19 protein-coding genes and 1 other RNA gene are annotated in these 18,186 nt (G+C 56.6%); 15 read left to right on the forward strand and 5 right to left on the reverse strand.

The annotated features are described in order from the left end of the window. The 3 genes from PHW69_00700 to PHW69_00710 all read right to left on the reverse strand — a co-directional run. Nucleotides 1-522, reverse strand: a 522-nt coding sequence (locus PHW69_00700) for a (2Fe-2S) ferredoxin domain-containing protein (GenBank protein ID MDD4003707.1), incomplete at its 3' end; no start/stop codon positions are given. A gap of 1 nt (nt 523) precedes the next feature. Next, nucleotides 524-988, reverse strand: coding sequence for an NADH-quinone oxidoreductase subunit NuoE (nuoE, locus tag PHW69_00705; GenBank protein MDD4003708.1), 465 nt, complete (start codon nt 986-988; stop codon nt 524-526). A gap of 58 nt (nt 989-1,046) precedes the next feature. Continuing rightward, entirely contained in the window at nt 1,047-1,667 is a 621-nt protein-coding gene (locus tag PHW69_00710; GenBank protein ID MDD4003709.1) for a redox-sensing transcriptional repressor Rex, read from the reverse strand. Between the two features lie 333 nt (nt 1,668-2,000). Between PHW69_00710 and PHW69_00715 the strand changes: the two genes are divergently transcribed. Both PHW69_00715 and ahcY read left to right on the forward strand, forming a co-directional pair. Then, on the forward strand, nt 2,001-2,759 hold the full coding sequence (locus PHW69_00715) for a transporter substrate-binding domain-containing protein (GenBank protein MDD4003710.1): 759 nt from the start codon (nt 2,001-2,003) through the stop codon (nt 2,757-2,759). After that, nucleotides 2,749-4,161, forward strand: coding sequence for an adenosylhomocysteinase (ahcY, locus tag PHW69_00720; GenBank protein ID MDD4003711.1), 1,413 nt, complete (start codon nt 2,749-2,751; stop codon nt 4,159-4,161). Before PHW69_00715 ends, ahcY begins: the two co-directional genes overlap by 11 nt. A 73-nt stretch (nt 4,162-4,234) precedes the next feature. Here the strand turns inward: ahcY and PHW69_00725 are convergent, their stop codons facing one another. Continuing rightward, nucleotides 4,235-4,999, reverse strand: coding sequence for an RDD family protein (locus PHW69_00725; GenBank protein MDD4003712.1), 765 nt, complete (start codon nt 4,997-4,999; stop codon nt 4,235-4,237). 101 nt (nt 5,000-5,100) lie between these two features. Here PHW69_00725 and PHW69_00730 point away from each other — a divergent pair, with 101 nt between their 5' ends. The 5 genes from PHW69_00730 (at nt 5,101) to PHW69_00750 (ending at nt 10,257) form a co-directional block, all read left to right on the forward strand. Further along, nucleotides 5,101-5,439: a histidine triad nucleotide-binding protein gene (locus tag PHW69_00730; protein ID MDD4003713.1), complete on the forward strand. Its 339-nt coding sequence runs from the start codon at nt 5,101-5,103 to the stop codon at nt 5,437-5,439. Nucleotides 5,440-5,493: 54 nt separating this feature from the next. Then, entirely contained in the window at nt 5,494-5,688 is a 195-nt protein-coding gene (gene rpsU, locus PHW69_00735) for a 30S ribosomal protein S21 (protein MDD4003714.1), read from the forward strand. Between the two features lie 75 nt (nt 5,689-5,763). Then, nucleotides 5,764-7,542: a DNA primase gene (gene dnaG, locus PHW69_00740; GenBank protein ID MDD4003715.1), complete on the forward strand. Its 1,779-nt coding sequence runs from the start codon at nt 5,764-5,766 to the stop codon at nt 7,540-7,542. A 2-nt stretch (nt 7,543-7,544) separates the two neighbouring features. Continuing rightward, nucleotides 7,545-9,257: a sigma-70 family RNA polymerase sigma factor gene (locus tag PHW69_00745; protein ID MDD4003716.1), complete on the forward strand. Its 1,713-nt coding sequence runs from the start codon at nt 7,545-7,547 to the stop codon at nt 9,255-9,257. Nucleotides 9,258-9,417: 160 nt separating this feature from the next. Further along, complete coding sequence (locus PHW69_00750) at nt 9,418-10,257, forward strand: hypothetical protein (GenBank protein ID MDD4003717.1); 840 nt, start codon at nt 9,418-9,420, stop codon at nt 10,255-10,257. Between the two features lie 109 nt (nt 10,258-10,366). On the opposite strand, the gene PHW69_00755 is transcribed toward PHW69_00750, so the two are convergent. Continuing rightward, nucleotides 10,367-11,047 carry a hypothetical protein gene (locus PHW69_00755; protein MDD4003718.1) on the reverse strand — a complete coding sequence of 227 codons (681 nt, stop codon included), beginning with the start codon at nt 11,045-11,047 and terminating at the stop codon, nt 10,367-10,369. A 442-nt stretch (nt 11,048-11,489) separates the two neighbouring features. Here PHW69_00755 and PHW69_00760 point away from each other — a divergent pair, with 442 nt between their 5' ends. The 8 genes from PHW69_00760 (at nt 11,490) to ssrA (ending at nt 18,086) form a co-directional block, all read left to right on the forward strand. Beyond that, on the forward strand, nt 11,490-12,995 hold the full coding sequence (locus PHW69_00760; protein MDD4003719.1) for a hypothetical protein: 1,506 nt from the start codon (nt 11,490-11,492) through the stop codon (nt 12,993-12,995). 1 nt (nt 12,996) lies between these two features. After that, complete coding sequence (gene eno / locus PHW69_00765; protein ID MDD4003720.1) at nt 12,997-14,283, forward strand: phosphopyruvate hydratase; 1,287 nt, start codon at nt 12,997-12,999, stop codon at nt 14,281-14,283. A 75-nt stretch (nt 14,284-14,358) separates the two neighbouring features. Next, on the forward strand, nt 14,359-14,670 hold the full coding sequence (locus tag PHW69_00770) for a septum formation initiator family protein (protein MDD4003721.1): 312 nt from the start codon (nt 14,359-14,361) through the stop codon (nt 14,668-14,670). After that, nucleotides 14,645-15,271, forward strand: a complete 627-nt coding sequence (locus tag PHW69_00775; protein ID MDD4003722.1) for an MBL fold metallo-hydrolase — start codon at nt 14,645-14,647, stop codon at nt 15,269-15,271. The genes PHW69_00770 and PHW69_00775 overlap by 26 nt, the downstream gene beginning before the upstream one ends. Continuing rightward, a complete protein-coding gene (locus PHW69_00780) occupies nt 15,268-15,942 on the forward strand; it encodes an HAD-IB family phosphatase (protein MDD4003723.1) in 675 nt (224 codons plus the stop codon). Before PHW69_00775 ends, PHW69_00780 begins: the two co-directional genes overlap by 4 nt. Then, nucleotides 15,923-16,735: a prolipoprotein diacylglyceryl transferase gene (gene lgt / locus PHW69_00785; protein MDD4003724.1), complete on the forward strand. Its 813-nt coding sequence runs from the start codon at nt 15,923-15,925 to the stop codon at nt 16,733-16,735. Before PHW69_00780 ends, lgt begins: the two co-directional genes overlap by 20 nt. A 4-nt stretch (nt 16,736-16,739) precedes the next feature. After that, nucleotides 16,740-17,654: an RluA family pseudouridine synthase gene (locus PHW69_00790; GenBank protein MDD4003725.1), complete on the forward strand. Its 915-nt coding sequence runs from the start codon at nt 16,740-16,742 to the stop codon at nt 17,652-17,654. Between the two features lie 80 nt (nt 17,655-17,734). Beyond that, nucleotides 17,735-18,086: a transfer-messenger RNA gene (ssrA, locus tag PHW69_00795) on the forward strand. The last annotated feature ends 100 nt before the right edge of the window (nt 18,087-18,186 follow it).

Raw genomic sequence — 18,186 nt, forward strand, 5'->3', positions numbered from 1 at the left:
GCTGATGTTGACCGGGCTGATAACACCGCAGTTTTTAAGCACGTTCTTGACCTGCTTTTTGAAAAAGGGATGATCGTTAAGATACGGAATGTTTTCCCAGCCCTGATCCTCGCCGTGGTACTGCCCCAGCGTCATTTCCGGCGTTACGCCGCCGCTGAAAACCGCGTCAAGCAGGGCGGGAACCCTGTCGGCCGTAATTTTATGGAAAGCAATGCGGTTTCTGCCCGGCAGCCACACGTCCACAAGCGGTTCCATGGCGCAGAACCCCACACAGCCCACCTCAACCACTTCGGCGGCGATTTTCCTGTCCGCCAGATATTTCCTGACCGCCTCCAGAGTCCGGCCCGCGCCGGTGGCGAGCCCGCAGGTGCCCGCACCCACCAGAATCATCGGAACGGAAGGCTTGCGCTCCCTGAAAACCTCTTCGATATCGGCGGCGGACAGACGCTTTAAAAACGCGTCCTTTATTCCAGCCGGCAGACAGTTCAGGCCGTCTTTATACGCTTTATCAATCGCCGCCATATCATTTCCCTCCCTGTTTGTACTGCGCTACCAGCCTGTCCAGCGAGTCAGGCGTCATCTTGGCGTGAAATTCGCCGTTGATGCTGACCACCGGCGCCAGCCCGCACGCGCCTATGCAGGCGACCACCTCGATGCTGAACTGGCCGTCTTTCGTCGTTTCTCCGGCTTTGATGCCAAGAAGCTGCTCAAGCCTCTCCAGCACGCCCAGCGAACCCTTGACGTGGCAGGCGGTGCCCCGGCATAAGAGGATATGGTTCCTGCCCTTGGGCGAAAAACTGAACTGGTTATAAAAAGTAGCCACCCCGTAAATCTTGCTTACGGGCACGTTCAGATATTCCGACGCGGCTATCATGTTCTCGCGCGACAGGTAGCCGAAAGTTTCCTGAAATTCCTGCAACACGGGTATGAGCATGTTGCGCTCGCCCGCGGGATATCTGCTGAGTATTTCTTTAGTTTCCGTTTTCACTGTAGTATCACCTTTGCTGCACACGTTATAGTCTGGCGGCCGCCAGGCGGCACGCCTTTTATAAATTGTTGGAAAAATACGCGGTCTTTTCGATCGCGGTGGTAATATCTATGTTTTCCAGATAAATGCCCTCGCGCACGGCGACGCTCGCCGGGGCGAAGTTAACTATGCCTCGGATGCCCGCGGCGGTCATCGCGTCAGCGGTGCGCTGGGCGTCATCCGCCGGAACGGAGATGATGCCAAGCGTTATCCCTTTTTCCTTCACCACTTCGGACAAACGCTCCGGCGGATAGCACTTGCAGCCGGAAATAACGCGATCCGCCTTGTCCGGGTCGGAATCGAAGGCCGCCACAATCGCTATGTTCGGCCGCCGCTTGGCGAAATATGAAAGCACCGCCCGCCCCAGATTGCCCACCCCGACTATTGCCACATTCACTTTCTGCGGCACCAGCCGCGACTCAATCTCTGCCAGAAACTCTTCTATTTTGTACCCCTTCTGCGGCCGCCCGTTTATCTGAAGACGCATTATATCCCGCCTAACCTGTTCCGGCGAAATATCCGCCGCGCTCGCCAGTTCATGCGAAAAAACATTTTCACGGCCCTCCTGACGAGCCTGCAAAAGAAACTGCCGGTACTTCAGCAACCGACTGACTTCACGACAGGAGATCTTCTCACCCATACTGTTTTCCCCGTGCTCCATACCAAATTCAACATTCGTTATTTTGCAAACAAACCAGCTTCACGGTCTTGTTACTTTATAAACGATTATTGATATTATAAACAAATTACAGTTGATTTTCAATGGTTTACTGATTTTCACTGTACTTTTACAGGAATAATATTTTCGGCTAAAATACTGTTCGTTTTATTATCACGAATTTACAACGGCGGCTCGTTATTTTATTAACGTAACTACCGAAAACACCCCGATGGCACCAAAACCGGGTAACGGCTTTATTTTTTGAAAGCGGATTTCCTTTAAATGCCGTAACAATTAAGGTAATATATACATATGAACAGGATAATGGCGTTTGCTCTTGCCGTAATTTCCCTTTCCGGCTGCGCAGCGCCCGGGAAAATGTCCGCCGCAACAGCATCGGTCGCCAAACCGATACGGGTAGGTGTCTATCAAAACAAACCCGCCGTTTTCATTCTGCCTGATGGCAGCGTCGGCGGACTTTCCATCGCGCCGCTTATCGCCGCGGCAAAAGCTAACAACTGGAACCTTCAATTTGAAGAATGTTACTGGGCGCAATGCCTTATGCTTCTGGAAACCGGCGGCATGGACCTGATGGTTGATATCGCCTATACTCCGGAGCGGGCCAAACTGTACGATTTTTCCCATGAACCGGTTTTTCTGACCTGGGGCCAGTTATATCAGAAGCCCGGAGCCGGACTTGATACCCTCGCCGCGCTTAAAGGAAAAACCGTGGCCGCGCTCGCCAACGATGTGCACAATATCGGGCCGGACGGAATCCGGAAAATGCTGGCTGACGCCGGCGTAAACTGTGAAATCGCTGAAACCGAGTCTTATCTGGACGCTTTCTCCGCGGCAGCTTCCGGCAAAGCCGACGCCGCCATGGTGCCCAGCATGTGGGGCGCGGAAAACGCACGCACATTCGGGCTGGAACCGGCGGGGATCCGTACCGGCTCGAAGGAAATCCGTTATGCCGCGCGCAAGGGAACAGATCCCGCCATTCTGACCGCCATAGACAAAATCCTCAAAACCAATTCAACAACAGCCAGGGGGAATCCGCAAAATGACCGCTAAAACCGTTGTGACCGATTATAAAGTAAAAGATATTTCGCTTGCCGCCTGGGGCCGCCGGGAAATTGAAGTGGCCCAGCATGAAATGCCGGGCCTTATGGCGATCCGCGCCAAATATGCGGCGGCCAGACCGCTTGAGGGCGCGCGGATCATGGGCTCGCTGCACATGACAATCCAGACCGCCGTGCTCATCGAAACGCTCCACGCGCTGGGTGCGCAGGTGCGCTGGGCAAGCTGCAACATTTTTTCCACACAGGATCACGCCGCCGCGGCTATCGCGGAGGCCGGCATTCCGGTTTTCGCCTGGAAAGGCGAAACCCTCGAGGAATACTGGCGCTGCACCGCACGGGCTCTTGATTTCGACGGAAAAGGCCCGCACCTGATAGTGGACGACGGCGGCGACGCGACGATGATGATCCATAAAGGCTGCGAAGCGGAAAAAAATCCCGCCTCGCTCGACTGCGAAGCTGCCGGCGAGGATGAAATTGAACTCATTAAATATCTCAAGGCCGAACTGAAACGCAATCCGCAGCGCTGGACAAAAGCGGCCAAAGAAGTGCGCGGCGTATCCGAAGAAACCACAACCGGCGTGCACCGGCTGTATCAGATGATGGAGCAGGGCAAACTGCTGTTCCCGGCGATCAACGTAAACGACTCTGTCACCAAATCAAAGTTCGATAATCTCTACGGCTGCCGCGAATCGCTGGCCGACGGCATCAAGCGCGCGACTGACGTTATGGTGGCGGGCAAAGTTGTTGTCGTGTGCGGCTACGGCGACGTGGGCAAAGGCTGCGCCAAAGCGATGCGCGGGCTTGGCGCGCGTGTGATCGTGACCGAAATTGATCCCATCTGCGCGCTTCAGGCCGCGATGGAAGGCTATGAAATCACTACCGTGGAAGACACGCTGGGCCGGGGCGACATTTATGTGACCACCACCGGCAACTGCGATGTCATACGGGTTGAGCATATGCTCGGAATGAAAGACCAGGCCATCGTCTGCAATATCGGGCATTTTGACAATGAAATACAGGTGGGCAAACTGAACGCGGCAAAGGGCGTGAAAATCGTGGAAATCAAGCCGCAGGTGGACAAATATATCCTGCCCGGCGGCAATGAACTGTTTATTCTGGCGAAAGGACGGCTGGTCAACCTCGGCTGCGCCATGGGGCACCCGTCGTTCGTGATGAGCAATTCTTTCTCAAACCAGACGCTCGCCCAGCTGGATCTGTGGCAGAAAGATTACAAGACGGGCGTGTACCGGCTGTCGAAGGAGCTGGACGAGGAAGTTGCGCGCCTGCATCTTGAAAAAATAGGCGTGAAACTCACCAGGCTCACGCCCGAACAGGCCGCCTATCTCGGCGTAAACCCCGCCGGGCCCTACAAGCCGGAACATTACCGGTATTAGCGGCCGGCATGGCCTTTAAACAAAAAGGAACTCTCCGGCCGGAGAGTTCCTTTTTGTTACCGGACTGAAATCCTTATTTATAAACCACGAAAGTGTTCAGCATTTTGTCATGCAGCCCCTGCTTATATCGGGTGAAACCGGGCATGCATATAACCACTATTCCCGCGATGGCGACCGGTAACACGATTAACGGATGAACGGCTTTTGAAAGAAACAGCGCCGTTCCGTAAACGAGCGGGAACACCGCCGCGATCAGAAAATACCGCATAAAAGCGCGCCCGAACGACAAACGCCCTCCCGTCGCGCCGATCACCTGTATTTTAAGAAGCATTTTGCCGGGCGTGGCCATTTTATCCGAGCTGTCAAAAAGAGTGAAATACAAGGCGCTTGCAACAAATGACACGAGCGACGGCACCCCCGTGAATTTCAACACCACTTCAACAATCAGCAGGATGATGCCGTCTATCACGCTGGCTACGAACCGGCTGTTTAATGTGGCATAGCGCACGGCATTGGCCGTTTCGGGTTCGCTCTGCGCGACAAAAGCGGAAAAATCCGGAACCGGCGCAATCGAATCGGGAATCTGCTCTGGCAAATCCGGCTGCGGCAACTCGGCAGGCGGCAATTGAGCCTCAAGAGGCTGGCCGGCGGGCCGTTCCGGGGCCTGATTGCCCGGCAAATCAACCGACTGGCCGGCCTGCGGATTCTGCGGCCCGGCCGGTTTTATTTTCGGAAACCACTCTTCCGGCGGCAACGCTTGCGGCGACTGAGAGCCGCCCGACTGGCCCGGAGTCATGTCCTGCGGATCGAAATTCAACTGGTTATTGTTTTCCGGCATGAGATCTCCCTGAGGCAGCCATATTGCATGGCGTTTCATAAATTATAGCATAGTCGCCCTTGATAAACCCCGCCAAAACCGCTAGAATTGAATGGTAAATTATGCCGGACTGCATCTTCTGTAAAATAGCCGCCGGACAAGTCCAGTCGCGTATGGTATACGAGACGGAGGATATTGTCGCATTCGCCGACCTCAACCCTCAGGCGCCGACCCATATCCTTATTATTCCGGTAAAACACATCGCAAAACTTACCGCCGCGGAACCGGCCGAGCTGGAACTGCTGGGCAAACTGCAGCTCGCCGCCGCGGCAATAGCAAAGCAGTTCGGAATAAAAGATTTCCGGCTCGTCACCAATAACGGCAGGGGCGCGGGCCAGTCGGTTGACCACCTGCATTACCATCTGCTGGCCGGCAGGCGGATGAACTGGCCTCCGGGCTGACCGCCGCAGATTTTGTTGCAAATAATTTAAGGCAAAAAAGGCAGGTGATCGAGAGTGGTTTTCATTAAAGTGAGAGATGGCGAATCGTTGGAAGAAGCCCTTAAGCGCTTTAAACGTGAATGCGAGAAGAACGGCATTCTGAAAGAAATCAAACGCCGCGAGTTTTACCAGACCCCGAGCGTAAAGCGCAAATTGAAATCACAGGAAGCCCAGCGCAAGATGCGCCGGGCCAAACGCCGCCGTTATTAATACGGCCAATCAAAACGCGGACAGCCGCCCTTGCCGGACAAGCGGGGCGGTTGTCTGCCTGTAATTTTACGGTAAATGGCGCAAAACAGCCAGATTGAAACGATCCGGGAACGGGTTGACATCGTTGATGTCATCCGGGAATATGTGCCGTCGCTTAAAAAAGCGGGGCGCACCTATAAAGCGAGATGCCCGTTCCATAACGAGAAAACCCCCTCCTTCACGGTCAATCAGGACAAGGGGATGTTCTATTGTTTCGGCTGCCAGTCGGGCGGTGACGTTTTCGCGTTCGTGATGAAGATCGAAAACATCCCGTTCAACGAGGCCGCAGAAAAACTGGCGAAACGGGCGGGAATAGAATGGCAGCAGGACAGCCGCACGCTCGGCCCGGAACAGAAAGAGCGGCTGGAAATCAAAAAAACGCTGGATTTTGCGGCCGGTTTTTTTCATAAAACGCTGCTTGAAACCGCAGCGGCCGGGCCGGCGCGGGACTATCTGGCGAAACGCGGCCTGACCCGCGAAACGACCGGAAAATTCATGCTCGGCTATGCGCCGGGCACGGCAACCGCCCTGGCGAACGCCGCGAAAAAAGCCGGCTACTCCGCACAGCAGCTGCATAAAGCCGGTCTGGTTTCAGCCGCGGAAACCGGCTCGCGGGACTATTTCCGCGACCGGGTAATATTTCCGATAACAGACCAGCGCGGCGATACCGTCGCGTTCGGCGGGCGGGTGATGGGTGACGGCCAGCCCAAATACCTGAATTCGCCGGAAACGGCCGTTTTCGTAAAAAGCCGCGTGCTGTACGGGCTGAATCTCGCGGCGCAGCCGATCCGCAGGACCGGACGGGCCGTTCTGCTGGAAGGCTATATGGACGTGATCGCCTGCCACCAGCACGGCGCGGATTACACCGTGGCGCCACTGGGCACTTCGCTGGGCGAAGGTCACGCCGCGCTGCTTAAACGCTACGCGTCGGAAGCGGTGGTGCTGTTTGACGGAGATTCCGCCGGCATCCGCGCCGCGCTCCGCGCGGGCCGGATCCTGACAGCGGCGGGGATTTACACGAAGATCTCGCTGCTGCCCGACGGGCAGGACCCGGACGATTACGTCAGGGCGCACGGCAAAGACGGGCTTGAAAAACTGCTCGCGCGGGCGGTTGACGTGGCGGCGTTTCATACGCAGCTGGCTCTGGCGGAAGTGAAGAAACCGCTTTCTCCGGTTGACAAAACCCGGCTGGCGGATCTGCTTGCCGAAACCGTGGCGATGCAGCCGGACGAGATAGTGCGCGCGGAATGGCTGCGCGACACGGCGGAAAAAATAGGCGTGTCGGAAAACCTGTTCGCCAAACGGGTTCGGGAAGTCAAAGGCGGAGCGTCCGCGCCCGAACGCGAGGGGAAAACAGCCGCGCCGGAAGAACTGCCGAACCCGCCGGCCGAAGAACGCGACCTGGTGCGCCATCTGCTGCGGCACCCGGAACTCATACGGCTGGCGGATGAACGGACAGAGGAGGAATTTTCCTCCCGCTCCGCCTGGGCGGCGCTTGCGGAACTTAGAATTCTGCTGGATGACGGAGTGGCGCAGGCCGCGCTGGTTACGGAACTTGCGGCGCGCCGGCCGGAACTGGGGAAATGGCTGTTCAGCCTGGCGGTTGAAGAATTTCCCGCGAGCGCGACGCCGGCGCGTGAGATCGCCGCCTGCGCCGAAATGATCAAACGCGCCCATTTAAGCCGCCGGTACAGGGAAATCACCGGCCGGCTTTTACAGCTGCAAAAAACGGGCGAACAGCCGCCCGCGGAACTTTTGAGAGAGCAATTCAAGCTCGGCGTACTGCTTAAATCAAGCCGGACCACAAAGGAGTAGGTATGGCAGAAGAATATAACAAGGCGTTACAGGATCTCATCGAGCACGGCAAGGAACACGGTTACCTGACGCTTGAGGAAATCAACAGGTCGCTTACCACGGCATCCATGAGCAGCGAGGAAATAGACGGCCTGATGACCACGTTCGAGGACCTCGGCATCGCCGTGGTTGACCGCAAGAAATACAAGGCCATGGCGCTGGCAGAAAAAGAAGCCTATACCGAAGAGTGGGTTTCCAGCCCCGACATATCCAATTCGATCCGGATGTATCTGTCGGAAATGGGGAAAGTGCCGCTGCTGTCGCGCGACGAGGAAATAACGCTCGCCCGCAACATCCGCGAACGCGAGAAGGAGCTGCGGCAGCTGGTGCTGGAGTCGCAGGTCACGATGCGCGAAATCTGCAGCTGGGAAGACCTGATTGAGCAGGATGAAATGACCCCCAAGGAACTCATGCCGCGCGGAAGGAAATCAGCGCAGGAACTGTCGGGCATGAGGCGGAAAATAAAGAAAGTCGCGCAGTTTATCGAAACGAACGAGCGGGAAATAACCCGTCTGTCCGACGAGATCCGCTCCGGCAGGCTGAAAGAAGCCGAAAAGCACAAAGCGATCCAGGCGGTTGAGAAAAAGAAGAAAGCAGTAGTCGCGCAGATTACATCGCTTAACCTTAATCAGGACAAGATCAAGCGGCTCACCAACAAGATCAAAAGCATCGCGATGAAACTTGACGAATGCAACCGCGAGAAGGAGGCATACGAAGCCAAATTCGGGAACCTCGCAAAAGCGGCGCAGGAATACAAGAAACATAAGGCGGGGAAGCTGACAAAAGAGCAGTTCCGGTCGGCGACGGGCGCGTCGGTCGCCAATTACGAACTGGCCCTGGAAAACTGCAGCCAGCTGGAAAAACGCATGGAGCGGCTGTGCAAGACCATTCCGGTCCCGCCGGCCGAATTCATGGCGCTCAACGACCGGATCGTGTTTCTGGAAGACATGATTTTGCAGGACAAGCTCAAACTTATCAAGGCAAACCTGCGGCTGGTGGTTTCAATCGCCAAGAAACACGTCAACTCCAACCTGGAACTGTCCGACCTGATTCAGGAAGGCGGGCTGGGTCTGATGAAAGCTGTGGAAAAATTCGAATACAAACGCGGCTTCAAGTTTTCAACATACGCGACGTGGTGGATCCGCCAGTCAATCAACCGCGCGATAGCCGACCAGGCCAACACCATCCGTATTCCCGTACACATGAAAGAGCTGGTTTCCAAGCTGACCAAGGTAACCAACCGCTACCGCCAGGAAAACGGGCGCGAGCCTACGATCGAGGAATATAAAAAACATCTGCATATCTCGATCGAGAAAGTGAAAAACGTGCTCAAGATCATGCAGGATCCGATCTCGCTGTCCACTCCGATCGGAGAGGACGAGGACTCGCACCTTGAAGATTTTATCGAGGACAAGAGCGGGCCGGGCCCGTCTTTTTCAGCCGTGGATTTTCTGCGCCGGCAGGAAGTCGCCAACGTGCTCGACACCCTGTCGGAGCGCGAAGCGAAAATCATAAAACTGCGTTTCGGCATAGATTCCGGGTATCCGCGCACGCTTGAGGAAGTGGGCCGGATATTTAAAGTGACCCGCGAACGCGTGCGCCAGATCGAGGCCAAAGCAATCCGCAAACTGCGCCATCCCTCGCGCAGCAAACTGCTGCGCGATTACATGGACTGACGGCAGATTGAAGTTATCCGGGCATGGCGCCTGCGGAAACCGCCGGCGCCATGTCTGTTGATACGGTTTTTTTGCGTAAAACCCGCCTGCCCGCGCAAAACGCACAGCCGCCCGGTTTGGCGCGCATACCGGGCGGGACGGAAATTGGTATATTGATAGCATGATTCCGTTACTTTATCTGACCGACCGGAAAAACCGGGCCCTCATACCCGACGAAAAGGGCATCGCCGGAGCGTTCGCCTCGGCGGGAATGAACGTTGCCATCGCGATCTGGGATGAAACCGACTGGGACCCGTATCCGAACATTCTTATCCGCACGACGTGGGATTACACTTTGAAACCGGACCTCTTTTTAAGCAAAATACGCGCCGCAACCCGGCGGGGCCAGGCCGTCATTCATCCAGAACACGTCATAAGATGGAATATAGACAAACGCTATCTGGTGGAACTGGCCCGGGCCGGACACAAAGTGGTGCCCACCTGCGTGGAAGAAAATTTCCGGCCCGGAACGCTCGCAAAATATTTCGGGCAATACCCGGCACTGGTGCTCAAACCCGCCATAGGCGCGGGCGGACGCGACACTTTCAAAATGTCCGCCCACGATGATCCTTTGAAACCCGCCGCGCTATTCGGCGGAACGGTTCTCATACAGCCTTTCATCCCGGAAATCGAAACCGTCGGCGAACATTCTTTCATTTTCTTCAATGAAGAGTTTTCGCACGCGGTTCTGAAAAAAGCCGGAACCGGCGAATTCAGGGTGCAGGACGACCACGGCGGCACGGTGGAGGCATACAGCCCGTCCGGAGAAGAAATACGGCAGGCGCGGCGGCTGCTGCAATCAGCCGGTCGCGATACGACTTACGCACGCGTTGACGCGGTGAAATGGAACGGCGAATTTCACCTTATGGAACTGGAGATTATCGAGCCGGAACTGTTTTTCCGGTTTTCAAACCACGCAATGAACCGCTTCGCGCTGGCGGTGCGGGCGAAGTGCGGCTAGCTTGTCATGCCGAAACAGGCCCGGCGCGGCAAGCCGCGCGGAACAGTCGGGTTGACATTAAAAAGGGCCCCCCGTCAGTGACGGGGGGCCCTTTGAAAACATCCGCGTTTTACTTTTTCGCGTGGTCGGCCGAATAATTCTCCAGCAGCCGTGCCACGGAGTCTTTCGCGCCCAGCCCCACTGCCAGCGCAACCCCCAGCCCCACAGAGGCCAGAACCGTTATAATCAGATAATTGATTATCGTGGTGGCGATCTGGAGCTGTTCCAAAGCCATCTGGATGGCGAACATTATGATGGACACATAGACCAGTTTTGCCAGCGCATTGCCGCCGGGCACATTGTTCGCCGTGGCGGAATTTTCCACGATCTGCCGAACAAACCGCGCAAACAGCAGTCCGCCGAATACGATTATTATGGAAACCGCCAGGCTGGGAATGAAAGCGATCAGCCTGTTAAGCAGAACCGTTATGGCGTCCAGCTTCAGCGCGCCTGCCGCCAGCGAGAAAAAAACCAGCATGATCATCCAGTACACGGCATAGGAAATCACGTTGGTGGGCGATTTGCCGAACCCCACCCGGGTAAGAATTTCGTTGATGCCGAACCGGGAGGTGGACTCGTCCAGCCTGAATTTCGACAGTATTTTCACCGCCAGCATTTTCGCCGCGCGCGACAGATAAAGCCCGATCAGAAGAAATACCAGCGAAGCCAGTATGTTGGGCACAATATTCATGAATTTAGTCCAGACCGCCAGCAACGGCTCTTTAAACAGCGCGACGATTTCAGTTGCCATAATCTCTCCTTGGTTTCAGCTAAAAGCTGTCCGTACCTGTTTGATTATAGCAAAGTTTAGCGCGCGGCACGGCTGGCCGTATTGCGCAATCTAAAATCCAGCCACAGGACCAATCGGTGCAATTTACCAGCTAACCCTTTAGCGGCCCGTTTTCGTGGGCCGCAAGGGGCGGATAATGACACGACAAACCCGTATGGCATATGCTTCGCAATCCAAAAAAGATACCGGCAGGCATCCGAAGCTGTTGAGAAAAAGCTGACGGCGGTTTACAGACTGGCGAAAAGGGCGAAAACAGTCAAAATGACTGATTTTAAGAACAGGAGAAAACCGCCTCATGGCCAGATTCCCGGCTTGCTTGACAGTTGGCCCGCAAACCTGAAATACACGGTTTTGCGGGAAGCGATAAATTCCTATAATATATATGCTATTATAAAATACGTTTATGACAAATATTAATCTATCCTCTTATCCCGCCGCCGTGAAATTCGGCACTTCCGGCTGGCGCGCTCCCATAGCCGACGGGTTCACCGCATTCAACCTGCAGCGGTTAACCCAGGCCCTTCTTTCCCATATCATTGAAAATCCGGAATACGGATTCCAGGGCGACCAGTACCGCCGCCACTTGAAAGAAAAAGGCCTCAAACACAAGAAACCGCTTGTCATAGTCGGGTACGACACGCGTTTCATGTCGGAACAGTTCGCCCGGCTGGTGGCGGACGTGCTGGCCTCCAATGCGGTGTCGGTAAAACTGGCGCAGAACCCCGCGCCCGTTCCGGCGGTCGCGTTCGCGGTGGTAAAATACGGCGCGGTCGGCGGAGTGACCATCACCGCCAGCGAGGGCCGGCATTTCCTGAGCGGCTTTAAATGGACCCCGTTCTGGGGCGGGCCCGCGATTCCTGAAGTAACCGAGGATATTGAAAAACGCCTGCACGGAACGATTTCTTCGGTAAACCGCGCGGGCCTGCATGAATTCGCGTTCAACAGTCCGCTCGTGGAACCCGTTGACATAAGCGAATGCTACCTGCAGCACATTGAAACGCTGATTGATTTCAAACGGATAAAGAAAGCCGGCTTGAAAATATGCGTGGATCCGCTGTTCGGGTCGGCCATTTCATACCTGCGCCCGCTGCTTGAGCGGGCCGGGCTCAAGCCCGACGGCATCCACGAATACCGGGATGTGCTGTTCGGAGGGAAACCCCCCTACACCGGGCCGGATTCCCTGGCGGACCTTTCCAAGCGCGTCACCGGAAACAGGCTGGATATCGGCGTCGCGTGCGACTGTGACGGCGACCGGTTCGGCATTATTGATTCCGACGGCAACTGGATCTCGCCCAATGAAGTGCTCGCGCTCGCGCTGGATCATCTGGTGCGCAACCGCGGCATGAAAGGCCGGGTATGCCGCAGCGTGGTGACTTCGCATTTCGTGGACGCGGTGGCCCGCAGCCACGGCCTGGAAATACGCGAAACGCCGGTCGGCTTCAAATTTGTGGGCGAACTGATGCGCACGGGCAATTATATTATCGGAGGCGAGGAGTCGGGCGGGTTTTCCATTCTCGGCCATGTGCCGGAGAAAGACGGAATGCTCGCCTGCATGCTGATTATCGAAATGCTCGCCTACGACAAGAAACCGCTAAAAAAAATACGGCAGGATCTGCATAAGCGGCTCGGCGAATTTTTCAGCGTGAAGACCAGCATGCCCATAATGGACGACATGGAACGCATGATCGAACGGCTGACGCTCAAGCCGCCGCTGGCGCTGGCAGGTTTTTCAGTCTGGCGCATAGACCAGACCGACGGGTTCAAATTCATCCTGCGCGACGGTTCATGGCTTGGGCTGCGGCCCTCGGGCACGGAGCCGATGGTGCGCATTTACGCCGAAGCGACGGGCCAGAAAAAACTGGATCAGCTGGTGCAGGCCGGAAAAGAGATAATCAAGGGGAAATTCTAAGATGAAAACCAAAATAACCAAAATAACTGCCAGAGAAATTCTTGACTCCCGCGGCTTTCCCACGGTGGAAACGGAAGTGCTTCTTGCCGACGGATCAGTGGGCCGCGCCGCGGTCCCCAGCGGCGCGTCAACCGGAAGCCATGAGGCGCTCGAACTGCGCGACGGCGGCAAACGCTACAACGGCAAAGGCGTGCTCAAGGCTGTCAGAAACGTCGCCCGGATTGAAAAGGCGGTCAAAGGAATGGATGCGCTGAAAATCCGCGCGCTTGACGAAACCCTGCTCAGGCTCGACGGCACCGCCAACAAAAGCAAGCTCGGCGCCAACGCGATGCTGAGCGTTTCCATGGCCGCGCTCAGAGCCGGAGCCGCCAGCAAAAAAACCGCCCTTTACAAACACATCCGCGCCGCCTATTCAATAAAGGAAAAAAACTATCTGCTGCCCGCGCCGATGCTTAACATCATAAACGGCGGCAAGCACGCCGATTCCGGGCTGGACGTGCAGGAGTTCATGATCGTGCCGGTCGGCGCGCCGAATTTTTCCGAAGCGCTGCGCAAGGCGGCGGAAATCTACCAGCAGCTGAAAAAACTGCTCGCGTCGCGCAAAATGACCGTATCCGTAGGCGACGAAGGCGGGTTCGCGCCCCAGATCAGGCGGCATGAAGACGTGCTCAAAACCATCATGGAGGCCGTGCGCAACGCGGGCTATTGCGACAAGGACGTTAAAATCGCGCTCGACTGCGCCGCCAGCGAATTCTGCCATGACGGAACATATGTGTTCGAGGGCAGGAAATGCGACGCCCGGCAGATGACCGCGACCTACGCCGAATGGGTGAAGAAATATCCGATCATTTCAATAGAAGACCCTCTTGCGGAGGACGACTGGGACGGCTGGAAGCACCTGACCGACAAACTGACATCAAAAATCAGCATAATCGGCGACGACCTGTTTGTCACCAACCCCGGCAGGCTCGAAGAGGGCATCAGCCGCCAGATCGCCAACGCGATCCTCATCAAGCTCAACCAGATCGGCACCGTGACCGAAACGGTGGACGTGATCAAAACCGCGCACAAAGCCGGTTATACCTGCGTCATTTCGCACCGGTCGGGTGAAACGGAAGACGCGTTCATCGCCGATCTGGCGGTCGCCGCCAACGCCGGCGCGATCAAAACGGGCGCGCCCTGCCGGTCGGAACGGCTGTGCAAATACAACCAGCTGCTCCGGATTGAAAACGAACTGGGCGCCAAAGCGAAATACGCCAAAGGCCGCGTTTTCAAAGCGGTGAAGTGATTTTAACGCAAAACCGGTTCCAGTCCCCGTGCCGGCAACAGGGCGGGGACAGGAACCGGCTCCGCGCACGACTGTATGAAAAAATTGCGGAAATACTGGATCTATATCGCGGTCGCGGCTACGGCGCTGTTTCTGGCGACCCGCAGCGATTTCCGGGTGCTGATTCTCAACAGCATCGAACTGCACCGGCTCAAGGGCGAAAACGCCCGGCTGGACGCGGAATATGACAGGCTGGCGGCCGAGCATAAAAAACTTCAGGACTCGGACCGGTATCTGGAGCGCGTCGCCCGGAAAGAGCTGAACATGACCAAGCCCGGCGAACTGGAATACCGGTTCGACCCGCCCGGGAAAACGGATAGCCATGACAATCAGGGTAATTCAGATTGAAACGGGCCGCATGGCCAATTTCTCCTATCTGGTCTGCGCCGAAAACGCCGGCAGGGCGGTGCTGGTGGATCCGTCGTGGGATATGGCGAAACTGGAAAAGCATGCGGCGCGGGAAAAAGTCGCCATAGAAGCCTGCCTGCTGACACACGGGCATTATGATCATTCGATGCAACTCGCGCCATTGCTTGAAAAGCTCGGCATCAAGGCGCATATTGACGAACGCGACATTTTCATGCTCGAAGATCTGCCGCAGCGCCTTCTCGCTCCGTTAAACAGCGCCACGAAACTTGAACTGGCCGGCCTGACAATTGAAGTCGTCCCCACGCCGGGCCATTCGCCCGGCTCGGTCTGTTACATCATGGACGGCAATATTTTTACCGGCGACACGCTTTTCACGGGCGCCTGCGGCCGGGTGGATCTGCCCGGCTCGGATCCGCGCGCGATGACGGAAAGCCTGCGCAGGATCGCCACGCTTGATCCGGCGCTTGTCATGTGGCCGGGCCACGCGTACGGAACCGTAAACTCAATTACGCTGGGCGCGGAAACGAAAACCAATCCTTACATAAAATTCGCGCTGCGCGGCATAACGCCGGCCGAATGACTTCGAAACCCGAAAAATGGGCGGTGGTGGCCGATTTCGACGGCACGGTTTCCATGAAAGATGTTTCTGACGAATTATGCTTTCATTTCAAAACCGCCAGCCGGGCCGGGATACGCGGCTCCTACGCGCCGGGCGTGAAAGTCGAGGACTGGCTAGCAGCCTCGTTCGGCGCCATAACCGCGCGGCGCGGCGAAATTGAAAAATTTGTTTCCGGATTTGCGCGCCCGCGCGCGGGTGCGCGCAGATTTTACGAATATTGCAGGCGGAACGGACTCCCTTTTGAAATAGCGAGCGGCGGGCTTGATATTTACATCGCGCCTCTGCTGGAAAAATGGGGGCTTGGCGACAGCCGGTATTTCTGCGCCGCGGTCACTCCCGCGCGGCCGGCCGGGTACAGTGTAAACTACCGGAAAATGCTCGGCCGCGCCGCGACGGTGGACGAATTCAAGGCACAGCGGGTTCGCCGACTGAAAAAACAGGGGTTCAGAGTGCTTTTCTGCGGCGACGGGACAAGCGATCTTCTGGCCGCGCTTGAGGCCGACGCGGTATTCGCGCGCTTCAAACTCGCGCGGCTGTGCGCGCGGGCCGGGAAAAAAACGAAACGCCTTGTCAGCTTTGACGCGGCGCTTAAATTTTTAAAGGACAGAGAACATGCATCCGGAGCTGTTTAATTTAGGACCAGTCCATATCGCCTCGTACGGCGTGATGACGCTGATCGGTTATACCGCCGCCATCTGGTACGCGCACGCGAATCTGGTGCGCATGCAGCTGGATGCCGACCGGTTCTGGAACCTCGTCACCGCCATCATTATCGGCGCGCTGCTGGGCGGAAAACTGCTTTATGTGGCAATCTACTGGCACGGGATGGGCGCCGACTTTTCCGGGCGGCTGCGCGAAGCTTTAACGGGCATCCGTTATGGCTTTGTATTTTATGGCGGGCTGCTGGGCGCGCTCGGTCTGAGCTGGTGGTATGCGCGGCGCGCTAAAATACGGTTCTGGCAAACGGCGGATTGCTTCGGCCCGGCCATTGCGCTGGGCCACGCATTCGGCCGGATAGGCTGTTTTCTGGCAGGCTGCTGTTATGGACGGATTGCGCCGCGCTGGGCGGGCGTATCGTTCAGCGATCCGCAGTGCCTGGTTCCGGCCAGTCTGCTGGGCGTGCCGTTATATCCGGTTCAGCTGTTTGAATCGGCGGCGAATTTCGCGTTGTTTGCCGTGCTGCACCGGCTGCTGACAAAAAAATCCGCCGGATATGGAAAATACGGGATCGTAATGCTTGGATACGCGGGCGGATACGCCGTCATACGGTTTATTACGGAATTCTTCCGCGGCGACGACAGGGGCGGCGCGCTGCTCGGCCTTTCGCCTTCACAGCTGCTGGCGCTGTCGGCGGCGGCGGCGATAGCGGCGGTTTACAGGGTTCTGCCCGAACGAAAACCCGGCCGCCCGGCAGGAAAGGATTGATTATATGAAGAAAGAAGTTTTTCAGTTCAACGGGGAGTTCCCGGAACGGCTGGACGCGTTTGTCACTCAGCAGCTGGAAAAATACTCGCGCGCTTTCGTGCAGGACCTGATAAAAAACGGCGGCGTGAAGGTGGACGGCAAACTCAAAAAACCGTCGCATCTGCTGGAAAAGAAATGCGCCGTTGAAATTGCCTGGCCCGAGCTGGAAAAACCCGCGATGAAACTGTCGGACATGATCATTTTCGAGGAAGAACGGTTCCTGGCGGTTGACAAACCGGGCGGACTGCTGGTTCACCCCACCCGCGACGACTGGGGCACGGACGACCGCATACTTTATTCCGGCGAGGACACTCTCGCCGGGCTTATTCTCAAGGACCGGCCAGAACTGAAAAAACTTGACCGCGCGGGCATCGTGCACCGGCTCGACCGCGACACCAGCGGCGTGATGCTGATCGCCAAAACGCCGGCGGCGCAGAAAAGCCTGCTCAAGCAGTTTCATGACCGCAAGGTGCATAAAACCTACAATTGCATAGCGGTGGGCGAAATACCGGACGAACGCGGTATCATTGACGTGCCGATCGGGCGCATAACCGGCGGCAAGATCAAGGCCTCTCCGATGGGCCGCTCCGCGGTCACCGAATATCACTGTCTGCAACGCAGGCACGGCTACACCTTTGCGGAACTGTTTCCGAAAACGGGCCGCACCAACCAGATCCGCGTTCATCTGGCGTGGCTGGGGTATCCGGTGCTGGGCGATACCGTGTACGGCAAAAAACCCGTGCCGAGGCTGATGCTGCATTCGCGCCGGATCGAGTTTGCCTGCCCCGGAACGCGCAAAAAGGTCAGTTTCGAGTCGCCGCTGCCAAAGGATTTTGAAGCCATCTGGCGGAAAGTGACGGGCGCGGCGATCGGAACGTAAAAAACGGTGTTTATTTTAAGCCGGCAATAGAGTAGAATGATAATAACCTTAATAATGACGCGTTTGCGGCGGCATTCATCGGGGGCGACTAGCTTCGACGGGCGGATGTGAGGCTGGCTTCGCAGGCCATGGTTGACCAGGCCATGTAAAACAGGGTCAAAAACATAGTTGCCAACAGCAACGAAATGGCCTGGGCACACGCCTAAGTGAGCCCGCGCGTTCGTCCCGTGTCCGCGGGGGCTGAACGCGTTCATAAGCGGACTGCCGCGTCGCAAGCTTGATTCCGTGCTTGCGGAGCGAAAGCTGAACGGAATTCTTGTTCGGGTCGGCGGTTCCGGTGCCAGCCCGGCAAGTACCAAAACCGGGACTATGCCTGTAGTGAACCAGAGTAGCTCCGGCCGGACCCGGGTGCGAATCCCGGCGCCTCCACCAAATAGCGCTTACGCACCGCGTTTAAAACGCGGTGCGTTTTTAATGACGGCAATTTTGGTATGATCTTAGAATAACCGGGTAAGACGCCGCGCACAGCAAC

This window comes from Elusimicrobiaceae bacterium (assembly GCA_028700325.1).
In the GTDB taxonomy this organism is placed as follows: domain Bacteria; phylum Elusimicrobiota; class Elusimicrobia; order Elusimicrobiales; family Elusimicrobiaceae; genus JAQVSV01.

Coding starts and splice junctions, on each gene's coding strand:
- PHW69_00730 (MDD4003713.1), top strand. CDS start 5,101: ATGCCGGACTGCATCTTCTGTAAAATAGCCGCCGGACAAGTCCAGTCG.
- PHW69_00750 (MDD4003717.1), top strand. CDS start 9,418: ATGATTCCGTTACTTTATCTGACCGACCGGAAAAACCGGGCCCTCATA.
- PHW69_00725 (MDD4003712.1), bottom strand. CDS start 4,999: ATGCCGGAAAACAATAACCAGTTGAATTTCGATCCGCAGGACATGACT.
- PHW69_00780 (MDD4003723.1), top strand. CDS start 15,268: ATGACTTCGAAACCCGAAAAATGGGCGGTGGTGGCCGATTTCGACGGC.
- PHW69_00755 (MDD4003718.1), bottom strand. CDS start 11,047: ATGGCAACTGAAATCGTCGCGCTGTTTAAAGAGCCGTTGCTGGCGGTC.
- dnaG (MDD4003715.1), top strand. CDS start 5,764: ATGGCGCAAAACAGCCAGATTGAAACGATCCGGGAACGGGTTGACATC.
- PHW69_00745 (MDD4003716.1), top strand. CDS start 7,545: ATGGCAGAAGAATATAACAAGGCGTTACAGGATCTCATCGAGCACGGC.
- PHW69_00790 (MDD4003725.1), top strand. CDS start 16,740: ATGAAGAAAGAAGTTTTTCAGTTCAACGGGGAGTTCCCGGAACGGCTG.
- PHW69_00715 (MDD4003710.1), top strand. CDS start 2,001: ATGAACAGGATAATGGCGTTTGCTCTTGCCGTAATTTCCCTTTCCGGC.
- lgt (MDD4003724.1), top strand. CDS start 15,923: ATGCATCCGGAGCTGTTTAATTTAGGACCAGTCCATATCGCCTCGTAC.
- PHW69_00775 (MDD4003722.1), top strand. CDS start 14,645: ATGACAATCAGGGTAATTCAGATTGAAACGGGCCGCATGGCCAATTTC.
- eno (MDD4003720.1), top strand. CDS start 12,997: ATGAAAACCAAAATAACCAAAATAACTGCCAGAGAAATTCTTGACTCC.
- PHW69_00710 (MDD4003709.1), bottom strand. CDS start 1,667: ATGGGTGAGAAGATCTCCTGTCGTGAAGTCAGTCGGTTGCTGAAGTAC.
- PHW69_00770 (MDD4003721.1), top strand. CDS start 14,359: ATGAAAAAATTGCGGAAATACTGGATCTATATCGCGGTCGCGGCTACG.
- PHW69_00760 (MDD4003719.1), top strand. CDS start 11,490: ATGACAAATATTAATCTATCCTCTTATCCCGCCGCCGTGAAATTCGGC.
- ahcY (MDD4003711.1), top strand. CDS start 2,749: ATGACCGCTAAAACCGTTGTGACCGATTATAAAGTAAAAGATATTTCG.